We start from the raw sequence: 17632 nt of genomic DNA on the forward strand, positions 1-17632 counted from the left end.
AGTGGTTGCACAGGAAAGTCCTAGTGGCTCAAGGCTAGTGGCCTATGTGGTGCCTCAAGCCGACGGTGAGCTCGTTACCAGCGAACTACTTGAAGCGCTGGGCCAAACTCTACCGGATTATATGGTGCCGGGCGTCGTGATCACGTTGGATGCACTGCCGTTGAATGCCAACGGCAAGGTGGATCGTAAGGCGTTGCCCGAGCCGGATCTAGAGGAAATTCGCGAGTATGTGACACCATCAACACTGGAAGCTCAACAGCTCGCCGAGATCTGGCAAGAAGTGCTGGGTGTTGAGCGTGTCGGCGAGACCGATAACTTCTTCGAGTTAGGTGGTGACTCCCTACTAAGTCTACAAGTGATGAGCCATGTACAAGCTCTTCAGGAACCTAGACTTAACTTCAAATTATTCGACCTGATGCAGAAACCGACCATTGCTAATTTGCTGGGAGTGAGAAATCGTAATGAGATACTGCCCAAAGGGGCTGTCATGCTCAATGGTGAGTGTTGTCATCAGCCGCCTCTATTCTGCATCCATGCCGTTATGGGGACAATTTTCGACTACCAGCCGTTGGCCCGCCGCTTGCAAGGGATATGCACTGTTTACGGCCTGCCGTGCCGAATGTTGGCCGATCCGGAGCATCAAGATACCTCCCTTGATGCAATGGCGGATGCCTATGTTGAGGTGATACGTAGAATACAACCACTGGGTCCTTATCGACTGCTGGGGTGGTCTCTTGGCGGGTCATTGGCAGCGATGGTTGCGGCTAGGCTTGAAAGGCAAGGCCAAGACGTAACCCAGTTGGCTTTGATAGATCCCTATATCCCTGGAAGCGGGCTGCATAGTGAAGATAGTTGGCAGAAAGAATTTGCTGGCTTTGCATCGGTAATACTGCCAGGTGTTTCGCTTGATGTACTCGACGGTTTAGATGAGGACTCACAAGAGCCAAGAGAGGAAGTGCTCGCCTTTAAATTAGAGAAATTGATGTCGTCATACGATGAACATGGTCGTGAGGGTTATGCTGCCATGGGTAGTGAACAACTCGCTCGGATATTCTGCGTGGCTCGGCACTTGAAGTACCTTTCATTACAGGTTGATGCCTTGCCAAAACTGTATTGTGCGGTGGATTGTTGGTGGGCGGATGGACGACTGCAGGAACAGAAACAGGCGCTAGCACATCAGCTGGGACAGCCACCGAGGTACTCGACCGAAACATCCGATGATCATTTCTCTATCATTACAGGAAAAACCTTGCTATTAAAAATAGTGGAAATGCTGCAGAAGGTAGATAACTCTCGGGATATTTATATGGCTGATAAGCTACTGATATGATAGCTATTTCTATAATGTGAAATTCTTCCCAGTCGTATGGCTGGGAAGAATTAAGGATTCGCCCCACCTCACTCTTGCTGATTTTCCAGTGCTTCTGTCAAAGACTCGGCGAAACGGAGGGCGGAAGGCAGTGCGCCAAAAACCCAAAAATCGCCAGGGATGTAACTGATTTTACCTTCCCGTTGGCTAATCAGTGTTTGCCAGATGTCACTGCTTTCTAAGCGCTCACGGACCCACTCTTTGTAAGCAGGACTTTCTATAATAAATAAATGACCTTCTACTCTAGCTAACACATCAATAGTTACAACTGAAAGACCTGTGGCACTTGCTGATGGCTCCCATCCGTTGGTTAATCCTAACTGACCAATAACGCCATGCAATATATTGTTTTTTCCGTAAACCCAAGCATGGCGATCATCTCTGAATTGAGCAATAATAACAGGTGTTTCTTTGTTTTTTATTTGATCTCTCAGGATGGCTAACTGTTGGCTTGCTTGTGCGGTTACAATTTCAGCTTCTGCAAGAAGATTAAGTTGTTCCGCAATCTCAAAAGTAAAATCAACAATTGACTCCCATGGATCATGCTCAAAAGGGTAAAGTGAAGTGTCAATAGTAGGCGCTAATTTTGAGACATGCTGTAGCAAGATTGGGTTTTCACCTAGCAAGAAGTCTGGCTCATAGTTTGAAATTAGTTCCATGTTTGGCATGGCTTTTAAACCTACGTCAATGCCATCTTTCTTTTCTATAACTTCATTACCAGTCCAACCCTGATAGTTTCGAAGCTGGGCAATAGCTATAGGTGCAACTCCTAACATGCTAAGAGTTTCAGCAGCAGCCCAGTCAGATGTGACAATTGACAGTCTTTCAGAACTTATCGCGTAGTTTGAGAAAAGAGAAAAAATGGATATTAATAAAATTTTATTTGCCATGGTCTTATTGAAATCCAGAATATTAACTGAAAAGCCCCGAAAGCTAACTTTCGGGGCTTCGTTCTACCAATCGTAGGATATTGTTCCTATTACATTTCTTCCTACACCATATTTGCATGAATCGCCAAAGTAGCCACAGTTACTTATATACTCCTTATCGGTAACATTATTTGCATTGACCTGTGCATGCCAACCTTCAAAGCTAGCATCGACTTTTGAAAAGTCATAACTCACTGATGTGTCAAACAGTGTCGTAGATGGAAGTGAGTTTTCATTAGCGCTATCGTAGTAACTAGAGCCTATATAGCGCACGCCAGCGCCAAGGCCTAAGCCGTTAAATATACCACTGCTGAAGTTGTAATTAGCCCATAAGTTTGCCATGTTCTCAGGCTGATCAATTGGTCTCTTGCCTAGATCATCCCCATTGCTTTCCGTTACTTCGAGATCCAAGTAGGTGTAGCTGGCGACTAGGTCTAAACCGACGGGCAAACTTGCTCTTGCCTCTAGCTCAAGGCCCCTGGAGCGCCATTCGCCTGTTTGCTGGTTAAAACCAGGGTTGTCTAAATCAGCCGTTGTAACATTCTGGCGTGTAAGGTCAAAAATGGATCCTGTAATCGAAAGATTTCCATCATTAGAGAGGTATTTGATACCAGTCTCATATTGCTGTGCTGTTTCTGGCTCAAAAGTTGTGCCATCAGCACCTTGACCTACGACTGGCAAGAATGATGTAGAGTAACCAATATAGGGCGTTAGGCCATTATCTGCGGTGTAAGCGAGCCCTGCTCTATAAGTAAATTCGCTGTCAGACGCTTTGTTTTCAGTATTTTCGATCCGATCACGATTAGTTTGACTGCTCCAGTCATGGCGACCAGCTAGCGTCAGAGCCCAGCGATCATCCATTTTTATTTGATCCTGAATATAAAGACCAGTTTGCTCAAGTTCTTGTGAAGCTCTAGCTGAAACCGCCTGCGTTGGACTGCTAGTTCCATAAACAGGATCAAAGATATCTAACGGTGTAAAGCCTTGGACTGAGTAGTAAGTAAGGTCGTTATTGGCTCTTTGCCAGTCTACGCCAACTAATATTTTATGGTCAACTCCTTGAGTGTCGATATCAAATTGTAGTTGGTTATCAGTTGTAATTGCATCAATTTTTTCATTACGACCTAAGCCAAAGCGTGGAACCGTTCGGAGGTCGTCCATTATTTGACCAGCATAGGTATTTGTAATGTCTGTTTCTAGTTCCCGATAACGAGTATTTTGTCGAATGGTTACTGTATCGTTGAGCTTATGTTCGAATAAGCTCGCCACTGAAAAATAGTCTTGTTCGAAGTTGTCAGTATCTGGTTCACCGACATAACGTGAACGGGGGATTTTACCGTTGTTGGGGTTGTTGTCTAATGTCCCAAGTCTGGGAAGCGCTATATACGAGCCAATTGTATCAATATTTTTATACTCAGCTAGCAGCGTAAGGGACGTTCTATCGTTTGGTGTCCAAGAAAAACTAGGGGCGAGATAAGTGCGGTCGTTCTGCATGTAGTCAATCTCCGCGTTCGCCTCTCTTAGAAGTCCTGCGAAGCGATATTTAAACTCTCCTTGTTCATCCAGATAACCACTAACATCAGCATTGACTTGATGATGATCGTGGCTACCAGCAGACACACGCACTTCGCCTTGAGGCGTTTCTGTGGGTTTTTTGCTGACTAAGTTGACTATCCCACCAGGGCCGCCTTGCCCATAAAGAACTGACGCGGGGCCTCTAAGTACCTCTATTCTTTCTAGCCCATAAGGTTCAGAGACGACTTTCCCCTGATTACTAAACCCTGTGAGCCTTAAACCATCACGATAGAAGTATTCTGTTCCACCAAAACCGCGTATGGAAATGACATCACGTCGAGGATCCAGCCCATTAGCGTGGCCTTCTACACCGGCCGTATAGCTCAAGACATCACCGATTGATTGTGCGCCCCGAGCTTCGACCTCGTCACGGGTAATCACAGATATCGATTGTGGCACCTCATTAATGGGAGTGTCAGTTTTTGTGCCGGTGGCGGTGCGCGTTGCTACATAGCCCTCTATAGGCCCTGTGGCTTCTTCATAGATACGACTTTCTGTTACTTGCAGTGTGGGGAGCGTGGTAGAGGAGCCACTACCGTGTTGTTCAGCATCCTGAGCAAGCACAGCTGTCGGGGCACTCCAGGCAGCAACAGCAACAGCTGTGGTTAGCCACCGTTGGCGGAAAGCAGGTTGGTTCACGAATATTCTCCTTGCATGAGGTTCATTTTGATTTTGTGTAAATGTTAATTATTATTGTTTGTATTATGAGTATCTATATCTTGATGTCAACTTCGTGTGAGCATCTGGGAGGGGGGAATCCTGAATTCAAACCAAAATTGAGGATTGGCTTAAAATTATGGTGCGATGACTTCGTGCTCACAGGTAAAGGAGCACGAAGTGTCGTTGCCTGATTTAGTGCTGCGGCTATTCAATTAATTCAGCACGTTGAGGAAGCCGTGATATCGTTTTTTAGAGCTTTCAGCCCCTCGTGAAGCGTGGGAAAGAGGCTTTTATTAAAGTTTCGCCACCGTAATTCAATGATGGAGTCATCTGGTTCGATATGAGTTTCCAATAGGTCGTAGATGACTTCGCCAGAATCAATTCCACTGTCCACATAATGGAGTGAGGCACCAGTCTTGTTGATAGTAGGAATGCTTTCGGTCTCCATTGTCTGCCAGTTGATAACTTTTTTTCCTTGAGCCCCGTACAGTGCATCAAATGTTGCCGAGGCACCCCGCCTTTGATATGGGGAGTCTTGGCGCGTAAGCCCAGGATGGATATTGACGATCTTGCGATAAAAAGGACTCTGAGGGCGGATGAGCTCGTCTAGAATGACTAATAGTCCGTCAAGGACGACGACGTCTGCTTCGACTGCCACTAACTTTTCTAGCAAGCTTTTTTCAAAAGTCGATTTCGCAGGGAGTCTATCGGGCGAGTCGGTTGGTAAGCGTCGGTAAGCGGATGGTATAGAGCAGAAAAGGTCGTCAATGTGTGATCCCTTCACAAAGAGCTCTTGTGGCAAGATCCATGGCTTTCCTAGTTGACGACAGAAACCATAGTCTTTGAGCTTCTCTTGGTCTTTTATTGAGCCTTCATCGTCATCATAAATCACAGTTTCCAGAGAGTAGGCATCGCCTAGCGGAGTCTCGTTGAGAGATGTCACCAGATACTCAAGAGGGGACATCATGTACTGTTTCTCCCCCTTATACTCAATGTATTGCCCAGCTTTATCGGCTGCAGCATTTCTCAGTGACAGGATATAAGCTAGTTTTAGTTTAGACATGTTTTATCCATGTTTCTAGAATAGTAGATAGTGTTGGCCTTATGGCTCATCGTCATACTTATTCAGTGCCTGTGCTCCAGCTGAGAAGGTAGTCAAGAGCATTTAGCTACGCCGTCCAGAGGCCAGATAATGAACTGGCCTCTGGTACGTTTTATGAACGTGAGTATGTGAAAACTAAGATGCAGTAACCTCCTGCTTACAGGGAGAAGGGGCATATAAGGCAGTTGTCTGATCTAGTGCATCACAAATCTCACTTGTCCGTGCCGCCAAAATCGACAGCAGGGTATCGCTTAAACCATGGGTGGGTTCGCAACTGCCTTGCAGGAAAATAGCCGGTTTGAACTTAGGCTTGGTATAGAGCTGATAGTGGCGGTTGACGGCAAAATCAGGCAGGTAGTCTGCAACAGGGGCCAGTAGCTGTTTATGGGTGTCGCGTACATAGCCGGTGGCTAACACCACTGCGTCGTAGCGGGTGGACTCCGTATGGCCGCTCTCCAAATCGCGCACAAGTAGCTCAACGCCTTCAGGGCCTGCTTCGCTGCCGATCACCTCATGGCGGCGGCGGAAGCGGTGTCGGGCCAGGCCGGTTACTTTTTGCTGATAGAACACATCGTAAATCTCCTGAATCAGCGCCAAGTCAGGGGCTGAGTAGTTGGTGCTTTTGTACTCCTGCAGCAGTGCTTCCCGCTGGCCGGTGGGGTTGTTGAACACGTAATCGGTGTATTCGGGGTTGAATATCTCGTTGACGAAGGGGCTATCGTCGGAGGGTTTAAAGGCCCATGCCCGGCTAATAAGATCCACCTGGATGCCTTCGCGGCCGTGTAGATCCAGGAATATCTCAGCGGCGCTCTGGCCCGCACCGATTACGGCGATGCGTTTGGGGGCGTATTGCTTCGCCAGCTCTCTCAGATAGTGGCTGGAGTGGAAGACCCGTGGGTCGTCTTTTAGCCCGGCGAAGCATTCAGGAACATTGGGCGCCCCCCCCACGCTAATTACCAATGAACGGGTGAGCCTTTCCTGCACCGCGCCGCTCTCATTCCGTGAACGCACGCGGAGGTAGGCGACCTCGTCGTTGTCAGTTTCGGGCAGCACTTCAAACACATCCTCCCCATAGTTGCACTGGTGTTCAAAGTGGCTGGCAGTCCAGCTTAGGTAGTCATTGAACTCGTGGCGGCTGGGGAAGAAGGTCTGCAGGTTGATAAAGTCCTGCAGGCGGCCTTTGCTGTGGAGGTAATTGAGGAAGCTGAAACGGCTCCCTGGGTTACGCGGCGTGACCAGATCTTTGAGAAAAGAGATCTGCATATGGGCATTTTCCAGCAGCATATGCGGGTGCCAAGCAAAGCAGGGCTGGCGCTCAATAAACAAGGCATCCTTCGCTTGCCCTGCCTGGCGCTGTTCGTCGAGAGCTATGGCCAGGGCAATATTGGAGGGGCCGAAGCCGATGCCGATCAAATCGTGAATATGCATAAGAGTCCTCGTGGCTGATGTGTCTATGGGGTGAAGCGTGGATCGGGTCGTGGGGCTGACCCAGGGTGCGAGGGCTGCGGAACCCAGCAGCGCTCGTTGAAAAAGTGTTCGCGTAGCTGCATGCCGAGCATGGCCCGCTTATGGGGGAAATCGAACGCCTTTACATGGGCATAACCGCACTGGGCAAGGTTGCGCAGCATCTTGGCGTTATCCACGCGGGGTTCAATCACCAAGCGCTGGGTGCGGCAGTCGTCCAGGAACAGGTAGTGAGAGATAGAGGGCAGCCAAGCGGCGACATAAGGCCGCCCGCAAAAAGCGGCTTCGCCTATGAGTACGTGCCAGCCACGGTCAAAGTCACTGGTATCGTAATAAGCGCCGATGCGATCCTCCTTGGCCCAGTAGGTCTCGAAATAACCGAAGGGCTCACCGTCGATACAGCCGATCAATGGCACAACGCTGGGGTTCTGGAGCGTGCTTTCTAGCCGCTCGCGATGCTGTTCCAAATCACCCCGCTCTTCCCAGAAATGGGCGACGACCGGGTCGTTCATCCAGCGGTTGAAGCGCTCCAGATCAAGTTCCAGGTCAAGCACTCGAAAGCTTAAGGTGGCATCCAGCCAGGCAATATGACGCTGATAGACCGTGCCACTGGGGCGCGGCGGGCGGCGTGGGTGTCGTTTTCCATTCTCCAATATGGGCTGCTGCGGGTAAGGGCGCGTGGGTGGCGAGTTAAGCCAAAGTGTGGGTAACTGCCAAATTAACTCGGCATAGACCCAGAGCTCCCCATGGCTTTCTTGAACCGCGATGCCGGCGGCACACAGGTTGGCGTGCAAAACACTAGGTAGCTGAAGGCGTAGCGCAACACTGGCCGGGTAAAAGGCAAAAGCCCCTTCGATAGCGGCAAGCAATGCCGGGAAAGGTGGTGCTGAACGCTGTGACCACTGCAGCATCAAGGTGCTGTTATCGTCTACTAGCAACCACTCAAGACGCTCTTGATGTCCTTCCACATAAAGTGTTTGCGTGGTTACCTCATAGGAAACTTGATAGGTGCACCCCTCTGGGCGTGAGAGCAGCGAGGCCACCGCGTAGCTTTCAGAGGGTACGTGTACCTGTGGTTGTTCCTGGACAGAACTGGACACCGCTAAGCTCCTATCGAAAAAACGAATCAAAAAACAGCAATAAAAAATCACCCCCACCGAAGGGCGGCGTACTGACTTCTCTACCTAAAGACGAATGAGAATGAGGCATGTTTACATAAAAGATGGCTAACTTTTTGTGGCGCTGGTTCGTCTTATGGGTAGATGCCGCTTTCCAATAGCTTTTTTCCAATCGCTTTCCAATGAGGTGAATGTGCTTTCCTATCTGATTCGTCGAACCCGCGGGTTGATGACCGCCGCTGCGCTGGCCAGTATTCTCTCGGGGCTTTTCAGCGTGCTGCTGATTGCCCAAATTAATGCGGCGTTAACCAGCGACTCTGCCAGCCGCGCCAGTGCGGCCTGGGCCTTCGCGGGTATCGCTGTGGCCCTAATGGTCTGTCGGATGGTGTCGACGGCGCTGTTTGAGCGGTTGGGGCAGCGTGCTCTGGCTGAGTTACGCAGTTTTGTCGCCCAGTGTGTGGCCGAGACCCCCTTTGCTCAGTTCGAGCGTGTGGGCAGTGCGCGGATCCAGTCGGCGCTCACCGAGCACAGCAACAATGTGGCGGTACTGTTCGTTAGCTTGCCGGTGATTTTGACCAATACGGTCATCGTGGTGGGGTGCTTGGGCTACCTGGCAATGCTTTCATGGCAGGTGTTTTTGTTTGCACTTGGGGTGATTGGGCTGGGTGCTGTCGGTTACCACTTGGTGCACTTACGCGCTATTCACTACCTCCAGGATGCCTCGTCAGAGCAGGATCGATTGTTTGGTCATTTCCGCGCGCTGACCGATGGTGCAAAAGAGCTACGCCTACACCAGCGCAAGAGCCGGGTCTTTATGGATCAGATACTGGGGGAGTCGGTTGAAGGCGTGCGGCGGCTGCGCACCTATGGCATGTCGCTGTTCGTGATCTCGACCAGTTGGGGGCAGTTCCTGATGTACGCCTTTATCGGTCTGGTATTGTTTGTGTTGGCGGGCGATGGGCCTAATCAAACCCAGGTAATGACCGGATTTGCCCTGGTGTTTGTGTTTATGGTGACCCCCCTTGAAGGATTGCTGATCAATATTCCGCGGATCAATATGGCGCGGGTAGCCGCTAGCCGAATTGATGACATCACACGAGAGATGCCCCAGGGGCAGGAGAGGCAAGCGTCACCTCAGGTGCCTGCTTTGCAGCGTCTTGAGTTGCGCGACGTCACCCATCAGTACTACCACGAGCAGAGCGATGACTTCTTTGAGTTGGGGCCGATTAATCTGAGCTTTACGCCGGGGGAAGTGGTGTTTCTGGTGGGGGGCAACGGTAGCGGTAAGACCACGCTGGCCAAAGTAGTGGTGGGGCTTTACCCGCCGGAAGGTGGCGAGGTATTGCTCAATGGCGAGCGGGTCGAAGCGGATGGCTGGGATGCCTACCGGCAGCTCTTCTCGGTGGTGTTCTCGGACTTCCATCTCTTTGAACGCCTGTTAGAGGCACCGCGTGATGGTCTGGACGAGGAAGGTAACCGCCTGCTGGCCAAGTTGCACCTGCAGCACAAGGTGCGGGTTGAAAACGGTGCGTTCACCACCCAAGCACTCTCCCAGGGGCAGCGTAAGCGTCTGGCGCTGGTGGTTGCCTACCTCGAGGATCGGCCCTTCTTGGTGTTTGACGAGTGGGCGGCGGATCAGGATCCGTTATTCAAAGAGGTGTTTTACTGCGAGGTGTTGCCCGAGTTAAAACGCATGGGCAAAGCGGTGCTGGTCATCACCCACGATGACCGCTATTTCCACCTCGCAGATCGCTTGGTGCGGCTAGAGAGTGGCAAGCTGTTGGCTGCTGAGTCTGAGACTGCCGAAGAGCCGCTAGCGGAACCCTCACCGGCCTCTTGACCCCACCATACGCGCCAGTACCCGATCTTTGAGCCAGAAGCGGTGAATCAGCACCATCGTGATGTGGCCGATGACTAATCCACATAGCAGCCACGAGAGCGGGCCGTGAAGGAGCTCGGCTGGGGCGATCATCCAGGTGATGTCGCGTTCCGCTTCGGGCAGCAGCTCCATGCCATAAAAGCGTAGCGCCCCGCCGCGGCCATACTGGCGCAAAATAGCGAAAGCGGGCAACCACATTAGTAGCCCATAAAAGGTGATATGGACAAAGCGCGCCAAGCGCCCACCTAGCCCTAGCGTGTGGGGCGGGCGTTGCTTGCGATTTATCCATGCCCAGCCAAGGCGAGCCAGCGTCACGATCAGAATCATAAATCCTAATGAGCCGTGGGGCCCGATGCTCGCCAAGAACAGCGTGATAGCGTTTTCGCCCATTCCTCTCCAGGTCAGCAACACGGTAAATTGCAGCGTGACTAGCGCTGCGGTCAGCCAGTGAAGTGTACGGCTGACCCGGCCATAGCCGTCAGGGCTGTCTCGCCAGCCAATAGGCGTTTGAGCTGGCTTGCTTGTGTGGCTACTGTTTAACGCCGTGTTGATTACCGTTCCCTTAACCATTGGCCTTGCCCAGGCGCCAGTAGCCCATGCTGGTAACGTACTGTTTGGGTAGCCCGCACTCGTTGACCAAATAGCGGCGCAGCTTCATGGCGACCTTGGTTTCAGCGGCGATCCAGGCGTAGAAGGGCGCACTGTCATCCAGGGTGGCGGGTTCCCAGAGTGGGCCGTCCTCATCGTCGCTTTCGTCGTTGGTCGTGGCGCTGGTAGTGGTGCTGGTAGTGGTATTAGCAGGCGTGCCGCCTAGCGCTTGAATTTCCTTATGTAAATCAATATCGCGCAGCGCTCTCATCAGCAGCTCACCGTGTTGGCAGCCGGCTTCAGCGTCGCGGGCCAGCCAGCGCAGTTTGGCGGCCTGGGGCAGCGGCTGAACGTCGTCGCCGCGAGGCACTTCGAATAGCGCTTCGACTTTGGGTTTGAGAGGCAGGTCATCAAGGGTTTCCAGAATACCGGCGGCGGCGGGGAGGGCGGTTTCATCGGCGATGATTAGAATACGCTGTACGCCTTGGGGCGGCTTCCACTCGTAGCCCAGCTTTGGGCCTTCCGCATTTGCGTCGGGGGCTGTCATGGCTAGCCGGTCACCCGGGCGGGCGTGCATTGCCCAGCGCGATGCGGGGCCATTGTCGCCGTGGAGTACAAATTCAACGTCCACCTCAGCCTGCTCCGGGCGGAGGGCGCGAATAGTGTAGGTGCGCGCTGAGGGCCTTTGGGCATCCGGCAGTGCGCGGTAGGCGCCGTACCAGTCGTGCTCTTCCAGCTTTGCAATCTCAAACAGCGGTTCGAGACTGCCACCGCCTTCGGGAAAGAATAGCTTGACGCGCTGATCCGGTGCGTAGGTCGCCATTTGGCTGACTTCCGGGCCAGTAAAGGTGAACCTGACTAATGAGGCGCTGACTTGGGTACGCCGGGCTAGGGTGATATCGAAAAGCTGGTAGCTCGGTTTGGCTGCCATAGTGATGCCTCCTTTATATATAAGGAGTCAATTGTAGTGCTAATTATTATCATTTAGAATCGTTGTTAGTTATTCAATCGCTAATTTCCATAAACTCGTTTGCATAAATAGTAAGGCTAAGAAAATGACGCTGCTGCCTATCACGTCTCTTTTGGCGAACTGTCCGGTTATCACAAAAGGGTGCTCGCTATGCTAGGCGCTGCGCAATTTACCCAAAGAATGGGGGGAATGTCGCCAGCTAAAGCCTGCCTATTACTTAGCCTGCCCATGGTGGTGCTGTTTTGGGTGGGCCTAGAGGGGCAAGGCGGTTTCGCGCTGGGCCTGCAGGCATTAGTGGCCCCTTCTTTTGAGAACGTTGACGAGCTGCTGCTTTACTACGCTTGGTGGCCGCGCCTCTCTATCGCCCTGCTCGCCGGGGGCGGCCTGGGGTTGGCAGGCGTGCTGATGCAGCAGGTGCTGCGCAACCCGTTGGCTTCGCCCACCACCCTAGGGGTGGCATCGGGCGCTAACCTGGCGTTGATGACCGCCACCTTGCTGGCGCCGGGGCTGCTTGTCGCCGGGCGCGAATGGGTCGCCTTATTGGGCGGTGCGCTAGCGGTTGGATTAGTGTTTCTGCTCTCCTGGCGGCGCGGGCTGGCGCCGATCGTGGTGGTGCTGGCGGGCCTAGTAGTCAATCTGTACTTGGGGGCGCTGTCTACGGCGCTGCTGCTGTTCAACCACGAGGCGCTCTCCGGGCTGCTGATCTGGGGGGCGGGCTCGCTGGCGCAAAACGGTTGGGACGGCGTTGCAATCCTCTGGCCTCGGCTAGCGATTAGCTGCGTGGCCGCGTGGTTTTTGCTACGGCCCTTGGCGGTGCTGGAGCTGGACGATGCCAGTGCCAAGAGCCTGGGAGTCTCGCTGACCTATCTACGCTTTGCGGGGATGGGGTTGGCAGTATTTATTACCGGCAGCATTGTCAGCGTGGTGGGCATCATCGGTTTTATCGGCTTGGCAGCGCCGAATATCGTGCGCATGGCCGGTGCGCGCCGCTTAGGGCCGCGGCTAATCTGGTCGACGCTATTAGGGGCCGTGCTGCTGGCTACCACGGATCTGCTGCTGCAGCAGTTCGGTGGCATGGTGGCAGCTTTTATTCCTACCGGGGCGATTACCGGTGCCCTGGGGGCACCGCTGTTAATGTGGCTGATTCCGCGCCTGAAACTGCAGGGCGACCAGCCGCCGAAAGGGGCGGGTGTTTTCGCCCGCCGTAACCCAGCGCCTTCACGTTTAGCCACCGGATTACTGCTCGCGTTACTGGGGGCAACGGTTCTCGGCTTGCTGTTTGGCCAGGGTGTAGACGGCTGGTACTGGCTGGCACCCAATAACTGGAATGTCATGCAGTGGCGCATGCCCCGGGTGATGGCGGCCGCCGCCAGCGGATTGATGCTGGCGATTGCCGGGACGATTCTTCAGCGCCTTTCCGCCAACCCCATGGCTAGCCCCGAAGTGCTGGGTATCAGCGGTGGCTGTGCCATTGCGCTGATTCTGGGGATTTTTCTGCTGCCTGCGCCCACCAATATGATGCTGATTGGCGTGGGTACCCTGGGGGCTTTCGCAACACTGCTGGTGTTGGTAGGTATCAACCGCAAGAGCGGTTACCTCCCCGAGCGTTTGCTGCTCACCGGGGTGGCGGTCAGTGCGTTATTTGATGCGGTTCGCAGCGTAATGCTGGCAGGTGGCGATCCTCGTGGCCAGCAGGTGATTGCCTGGCTGGCGGGCTCCACCTACTACGTGGATATCACCAATGCGGTGGTGGTAGGGGGGATTGCTGCCGTGCTGGCGCTGATCACGCTGCCCTTCACCCGCTGGCTGGATATCTTGCCGTTAGGCGCACCGACGGCCAAGGCGCTTGGGGTAACCCTCAACCGTGCCCGTTTGGCGTTGCTGCTGTTGGTGGCCTTGTTAACCGCCTGCGCCACCCTGGTGGTGGGGCCGCTTTCGTTTATTGGCCTGCTGGCGCCGCATATGGCGCGCTTGGTCGGCTTCTCCCGGGCGGGTCAGCATCTGCTGGGGGCTGCATTGATCGGCATGCTATTGATGGTGCTGGCGGACTGGGTGGGTCGTCAGATTATTTTCCCCTATGAGATACCAGCGGGCTTGGTCGCCTCCCTGATTGGCGGCGCTTACTTTATGTGGGGGCTGCGGCGGCTATGAGTAACGTGGCGATCAAAACGAGGGAGCTTTGGGCAGCAGCGAACCCTGCGGAGGCGCTGTTAGCGCTGTACCGCCAGCCGCCACTGGATAACCTGAAAGCCCCAGCGTTTGGTCAGCCTGATGAACCGACGCTGGCAGCCTCTGCGTTGCTGGATCGAGACTTCCTGAGTGAGCAACTGGCGCGCTATGGCCGCAGCCACGGTGAAGATGCCGACCGCAAAGCCGTTGCTTCAATTTGGTCGAAGTATCATTTCAGTAGTGTCTCGATTCCGACGCTGGTGGCCAATCTGCTCCTCGGTTACGCGTTGCCGGTGAGCATAAACGAACTACGGCTGGCGCTTGGTGATAAAGGCCAGACCGGGCGTATCTGGTTGCCCCATGGTGGCATTCCGCTGTCCTCTCAAGCGCCCCAAGCCCGCTTTAGCACGCTATTTGACGACCACTGTGCGCCACTCATTGAGGCGCTTGCAGCGGTTTCTGGGCTTTCTACCAAAGTGTTTTGGAGCAACCTTGGAGCCTATGTGGAGTTCGTGGGGAAGACCTGTTCGCGGCTCCCGGAATTCAGCGGCGCGGGTGATCCACTGCTGGATTATCTCGATACCAAGACGCTGCCCGATGGGCGGCGCAACCCGCTCTACCAGCCGGTGCGCTATCTAGAACTGGGCGGTGAGACGCCTGCTCGTGTGCGGCGGCTATGCTGTATCAAATACCGGCTACCCGGTGAGCCGCTATGTGGCGGTTGCCCGCTAAAACCTGAGAATAAGCCGGCCAAGCGCCGGAGCTAACTTTCGAATCGCCAAAGGAGCCTTGTTTATGGAGCTGTTGAGGATTGTATGGCGTGATTATCGTTGGCCTTTTGTCGCAGTGGTACTGCTTAGCCTCACAAGTGCTGGCCTGGGCATCGGTGTCATCGCCTTTATCAATCAACGGCTGCTGGGCACCTTCACTGACCCCTGGCGCATCCTGCCCGAGTTCCTGGGGCTGATAGCGTTGCTACTGGTCATTACTCTGACATCACAATTGGCGCTGACCACGCTGGGTCACCATTTCGTCTATCGGCTGCGGGGGCAGTTGATCAAGCGAATTCTGGATACCGATATCGAACGCACCGAGCAGATTGGCAGTGCGCGACTGCTGGCGAGTCTCTCCACCGACGTGAGTTCAGTGACCGTTGCTTTTATACGCTTGCCGGAACTGGTGCAGGGCGGGGTGCTGACGATAGGTGCCACGCTTTACCTGGCGTGGCTTTCGCCTGCCATGCTGGGTGTCTCCGCGCTCTGGGTGATCGTGACGGTGTTGATTGGCATGCGTTTGGTGGCCCGGGTCTATGGGCATATGGCCAAACTGCGCGACATACAGGATCGTCTCTACGCGGATTACCAGTCGGTGATCGAGGGGCGTAAGGAACTGGCACTCAATCGCGACCGCGCCGAGTGGCTGTATCGCGATGTCTATACACCTAACGCACAGGATTGTCGGCGTCATTTTATTCTTGGTGATACCTACCATCTCAGCGCGGTGAACTGGTTCAACATCATGATGCTGGGCGCCATCGGCGTCGCGTTCTTTTTGGCCAACGGCCTGGGCTGGGCATCGGTGCAGGTAGCCACTACTTTTTCACTCACGCTGCTGTTTTTGCGTGCGCCGCTTATGCAGGCCATTGGCGCCTTTCCGACGCTGATTAACGCCCGAGTGGCGTTCGAAAAGATCAGCAGTTTAGACTTGGCCGAGCACCGCGAAGCGTTCGGCCACTCTGCGCTGCGCCACGACTGGCAGGAACTAACCCTTGAGCAGGTCAGCTATCGCTACCCGGATGAGGAATCTCGGGCGGGTTTTGCCATCGGCCCTATCGACCTGACCTTGAAACGTGGCGAGGTGGTGTTTCTGATCGGCGGTAACGGCAGCGGGAAATCGACTTTGGCGAGGCTGCTGACTGGGCTCTACCAGCCTCAAAGCGGCGGTGTGCGCGTCGATGGCAGGCCGCTGCAGGAGGAAGATTGGACACGCTATCGCCAGCACTTCTCGGCCATATACACTGACCTGCATTTGTTTGATCGTCTGATGGGCCCTGCGGGTGAGTCACCCGACCCGGCGTTGGTGGAGGAGTGGCTTGCCGCGCTGGGCATGCATAGCAAGCTCGACTTCGACGGCGATCGCATCACCAACGTCAACCTCTCCCAGGGCCAGCGCAAACGCTTGGCGATGCTGCTGGCCGTTGCGGAGCAGCGCGACCTGTTGCTGTTGGACGAGTGGGCCGCCGACCAAGACCCGCAGTTCCGCCGGGTCTTTTACCGCGAGCTGTTGCCCCAGTTGCGAGCACTGGGTAAGACGCTGGTGGTGATTAGCCACGACGACCACTACTTCGACCAAGCCGACCGGCTGCTGGAAATGCGACAGGGGCAGTTGGTAGAGCTCACCGGCGAACAGCGAGAAGCCGCCAGCCGCGATGCGGTGGCCCGGGTGGGTAGTCATTGATGTGAGTCGCTTAGAATAATTAGTTATAGTGAGTGATATCGCTTAGCTAAGCTGCGCCCTGGTTATGGCGAAGCTGAAATAGGTCATAATTGGTTTGCATGGATAGCCAGAATTCGGCGCTTCCGGCATGCAATTTTTCTAGAGCCAATGCCATTTCAGGTGTGACGGAGGCGCTGCCGTTAATTACCCGGTTCAGGGTGTTACGGTGGCAGCCGAGTTGTTCAGCGACCGATGCCACGCTGCCAATCTTGTGGCCGTCTTCATCCTCAATCAGACGTTGCCGGATAATGCGACCCGGATGTGAGGGGTTATACATCGCCATTGTTTCTTCTCCCATCAGTGATAATCCCAACTGGTTTTTATTTATTGTAGTGTGTCGCGCGACAGTGTGCAGTTCCGCCGGAACTCGCTCGGACAGCTGCATCAGTACTCGCAATACTTGTTATCAACTTTTGCGCTGTTTGGTGGCTTTAGGGGCATAACCGAAGAAGCGCGTGAAGGCAGCGCTGAAGTTACTTGGGTGCCGATAGCCCGTGGCGTAGGCGGCCTGAGCGACCTGTTGACCGCTCTCCAGCAGCGTATGGGCGTGGCGCATGCGCTGTTGATGAAGAAAATGTTGAGGCGTCGTGCCAAACATGCGGCGAAACCCCAGCTTAAGCTTCTGCTCTCCTAGCCCCACTCGTGCTCCTAGATAGGCCAGGGTCAAGGGGCGATCCAGTTCGTTGAGAAGGATTTCACGGGCCTGAACGATGCGCTCGGCGTCTGCGCTGGCGATGTTCCGTGTAGGGCAGGGTTCCGGCAGCAGCGTCTCAAGTTGTTCCCCCAATAAGCTCAAGGCGTGAATGTGTTGCTGGAGCCGAGCGCTGCCTGTTTGGAGGCAAACCTGAAGCGCCTGCAGATGTGCCCGGCTGGCCGGCGACGTAGGCCGAAAAGCCAGCGGTCGAATACCCCCAGAGGCGGGGAGTGCTGCTTGATATCGCTCGCCCAGGTAGCGCGCTAGCCAGCCAGTGCTGGCGACAAGGCGTAACTGAAGCACTGTTTCTCCTTCCGGTATATGGCGTTCCCCCTGGCTGTGGTCAAAGGTAGTTACGGTGGTGTGACCGTGACCGAAATCGATGCGCGGCCCCCAGCGCTCTCGGTAATCAGAGCGGCCTTGTAGACCAAAGGTCACAATCACGCCTGCGCCCGTATGGGGTGTGCGGCTCTCTTCGATTAGCGCTTGTTTAGCACGGTAGCGGGTTAACACTACCGAGAGGCCATCATCCAGCACGCAGCATTGAGAACCTTGCAGAGAGTCGCCAATGGGAGGTGGTGCATCGCAACGCATAAGAAGTGAATCGGTTTGCATATGA

The 17632-nt window shown here is 54.1% G+C and carries 14 protein-coding genes; 5 read left to right on the forward strand and 9 right to left on the reverse strand.

Annotated features, from left to right (window positions below; all coding sequences use genetic code 11):
- A partial coding sequence (locus HALTITAN_RS23570; RefSeq protein ID WP_039860833.1) for a thioesterase domain-containing protein occupies positions 1–1330 on the forward strand: 1330 nt, incomplete at its 5' end.
- A gap of 68 nt (positions 1331–1398) precedes the next feature.
- Here the strand turns inward: HALTITAN_RS23570 and HALTITAN_RS23575 are convergent.
- The 5 genes from HALTITAN_RS23575 to HALTITAN_RS23595 all read right to left on the reverse strand — a co-directional run bounded on the left by HALTITAN_RS23575 (position 1399) and on the right by HALTITAN_RS23595 (position 8199).
- The gene (locus tag HALTITAN_RS23575; RefSeq protein ID WP_009288599.1) at positions 1399–2259 is read right to left on the reverse strand and encodes an ABC transporter substrate-binding protein; all 861 of its coding nucleotides are present in this window, start codon (positions 2257–2259) and stop codon (positions 1399–1401) included.
- Positions 2260–2322: 63 nt separating this feature from the next.
- Positions 2323–4512 carry a TonB-dependent siderophore receptor gene (locus HALTITAN_RS23580; RefSeq protein ID WP_009288600.1) on the reverse strand — a complete coding sequence of 730 codons (2190 nt, stop codon included), beginning with the start codon at positions 4510–4512 and terminating at the stop codon, positions 2323–2325.
- 238 nt (positions 4513–4750) lie between these two features.
- Positions 4751–5596: a formyltransferase family protein gene (locus HALTITAN_RS23585; RefSeq protein ID WP_039860835.1), complete on the reverse strand. Its 846-nt coding sequence runs from the start codon at positions 5594–5596 to the stop codon at positions 4751–4753.
- Positions 5597–5770: 174 nt separating this feature from the next.
- Complete coding sequence (locus tag HALTITAN_RS23590) at positions 5771–7063, reverse strand: lysine N(6)-hydroxylase/L-ornithine N(5)-oxygenase family protein (RefSeq protein WP_009288601.1); 1293 nt, start codon at positions 7061–7063, stop codon at positions 5771–5773.
- 23 nt (positions 7064–7086) lie between these two features.
- Positions 7087–8199, reverse strand: a complete 1113-nt coding sequence (locus tag HALTITAN_RS23595) for a GNAT family N-acetyltransferase (RefSeq protein WP_236614996.1) — start codon at positions 8197–8199, stop codon at positions 7087–7089.
- 211 nt (positions 8200–8410) lie between these two features.
- Between HALTITAN_RS23595 and HALTITAN_RS23600 the strand changes: the two genes are divergently transcribed.
- The gene (locus HALTITAN_RS23600) at positions 8411–10057 is read left to right on the forward strand and encodes a cyclic peptide export ABC transporter (RefSeq protein ID WP_039860838.1); all 1647 of its coding nucleotides are present in this window, start codon (positions 8411–8413) and stop codon (positions 10055–10057) included.
- On the opposite strand, the gene HALTITAN_RS23605 is transcribed toward HALTITAN_RS23600, so the two are convergent.
- Together HALTITAN_RS23605 and HALTITAN_RS23610 are read right to left on the reverse strand one after the other, a co-directional pair.
- Positions 10043–10666 (reverse strand): cytochrome b, encoded by a 624-nt coding sequence (locus HALTITAN_RS23605; RefSeq protein WP_009288604.1) that lies wholly within the window; start codon positions 10664–10666, stop codon positions 10043–10045. The genes HALTITAN_RS23600 and HALTITAN_RS23605 overlap by 15 nt on opposite strands.
- Positions 10659–11615: a siderophore-interacting protein gene (locus tag HALTITAN_RS23610; protein ID WP_009288605.1), complete on the reverse strand. Its 957-nt coding sequence runs from the start codon at positions 11613–11615 to the stop codon at positions 10659–10661. The genes HALTITAN_RS23605 and HALTITAN_RS23610 overlap by 8 nt, the downstream gene beginning before the upstream one ends.
- Positions 11616–11804: 189 nt before the next feature.
- Here HALTITAN_RS23610 and fhuB point away from each other — a divergent pair, with 189 nt between their 5' ends.
- The 3 genes from fhuB to HALTITAN_RS23625 are packed head-to-tail and all read left to right on the forward strand — an operon-like array spanning position 11805 to position 16280.
- A complete protein-coding gene (fhuB, locus tag HALTITAN_RS23615; protein ID WP_039860842.1) occupies positions 11805–13805 on the forward strand; it encodes a Fe(3+)-hydroxamate ABC transporter permease FhuB in 2001 nt (666 codons plus the stop codon).
- Positions 13802–14590, forward strand: coding sequence for a siderophore-iron reductase FhuF (fhuF, locus tag HALTITAN_RS23620; RefSeq protein WP_039860843.1), 789 nt, complete (start codon positions 13802–13804; stop codon positions 14588–14590). The genes fhuB and fhuF overlap by 4 nt, the downstream gene beginning before the upstream one ends.
- 28 nt (positions 14591–14618) lie before the next feature.
- Positions 14619–16280 carry a multidrug ABC transporter permease/ATP-binding protein gene (locus HALTITAN_RS23625; protein ID WP_039860844.1) on the forward strand — a complete coding sequence of 554 codons (1662 nt, stop codon included), beginning with the start codon at positions 14619–14621 and terminating at the stop codon, positions 16278–16280.
- Positions 16281–16326: 46 nt separating this feature from the next.
- On the opposite strand, the gene HALTITAN_RS23630 is transcribed toward HALTITAN_RS23625, so the two are convergent.
- Together HALTITAN_RS23630 and HALTITAN_RS23635 are read right to left on the reverse strand one after the other, a co-directional pair.
- Positions 16327–16617: a HigA family addiction module antitoxin gene (locus HALTITAN_RS23630; RefSeq protein WP_201764715.1), complete on the reverse strand. Its 291-nt coding sequence runs from the start codon at positions 16615–16617 to the stop codon at positions 16327–16329.
- A gap of 108 nt (positions 16618–16725) precedes the next feature.
- Positions 16726–17607: a helix-turn-helix domain-containing protein gene (locus HALTITAN_RS23635; protein WP_039860860.1), complete on the reverse strand. Its 882-nt coding sequence runs from the start codon at positions 17605–17607 to the stop codon at positions 16726–16728.
- Between the last annotated feature and the right edge of the window lie 25 nt (positions 17608–17632).

Origin of the sequence: Vreelandella titanicae BH1 (genome assembly GCF_000336575.1) — a bacterium.
GTDB lineage: Bacteria > Pseudomonadota > Gammaproteobacteria > Pseudomonadales > Halomonadaceae > Vreelandella > Vreelandella titanicae.

Bases quoted from the DNA above. Each gene is read 5' to 3' on its own strand.
- HALTITAN_RS23630 (WP_201764715.1), bottom strand. From the start codon at position 16,617: ATGGGAGAAGAAACAATGGCGATGTATAACCCCTCACATCCGGGTCGC.
- HALTITAN_RS23610 (WP_009288605.1), bottom strand. From the start codon at position 11,615: ATGGCAGCCAAACCGAGCTACCAGCTTTTCGATATCACCCTAGCCCGG.
- fhuF (WP_039860843.1), top strand. From the start codon at position 13,802: ATGAGTAACGTGGCGATCAAAACGAGGGAGCTTTGGGCAGCAGCGAAC.
- HALTITAN_RS23575 (WP_009288599.1), bottom strand. From the start codon at position 2,259: ATGGCAAATAAAATTTTATTAATATCCATTTTTTCTCTTTTCTCAAAC.
- HALTITAN_RS23635 (WP_039860860.1), bottom strand. From the start codon at position 17,607: ATGCGTTGCGATGCACCACCTCCCATTGGCGACTCTCTGCAAGGTTCT.
- HALTITAN_RS23605 (WP_009288604.1), bottom strand. From the start codon at position 10,666: ATGGTTAAGGGAACGGTAATCAACACGGCGTTAAACAGTAGCCACACA.
- fhuB (WP_039860842.1), top strand. From the start codon at position 11,805: ATGCTAGGCGCTGCGCAATTTACCCAAAGAATGGGGGGAATGTCGCCA.
- HALTITAN_RS23585 (WP_039860835.1), bottom strand. From the start codon at position 5,596: ATGTCTAAACTAAAACTAGCTTATATCCTGTCACTGAGAAATGCTGCA.
- HALTITAN_RS23590 (WP_009288601.1), bottom strand. From the start codon at position 7,063: ATGCATATTCACGATTTGATCGGCATCGGCTTCGGCCCCTCCAATATT.
- HALTITAN_RS23625 (WP_039860844.1), top strand. From the start codon at position 14,619: ATGGAGCTGTTGAGGATTGTATGGCGTGATTATCGTTGGCCTTTTGTC.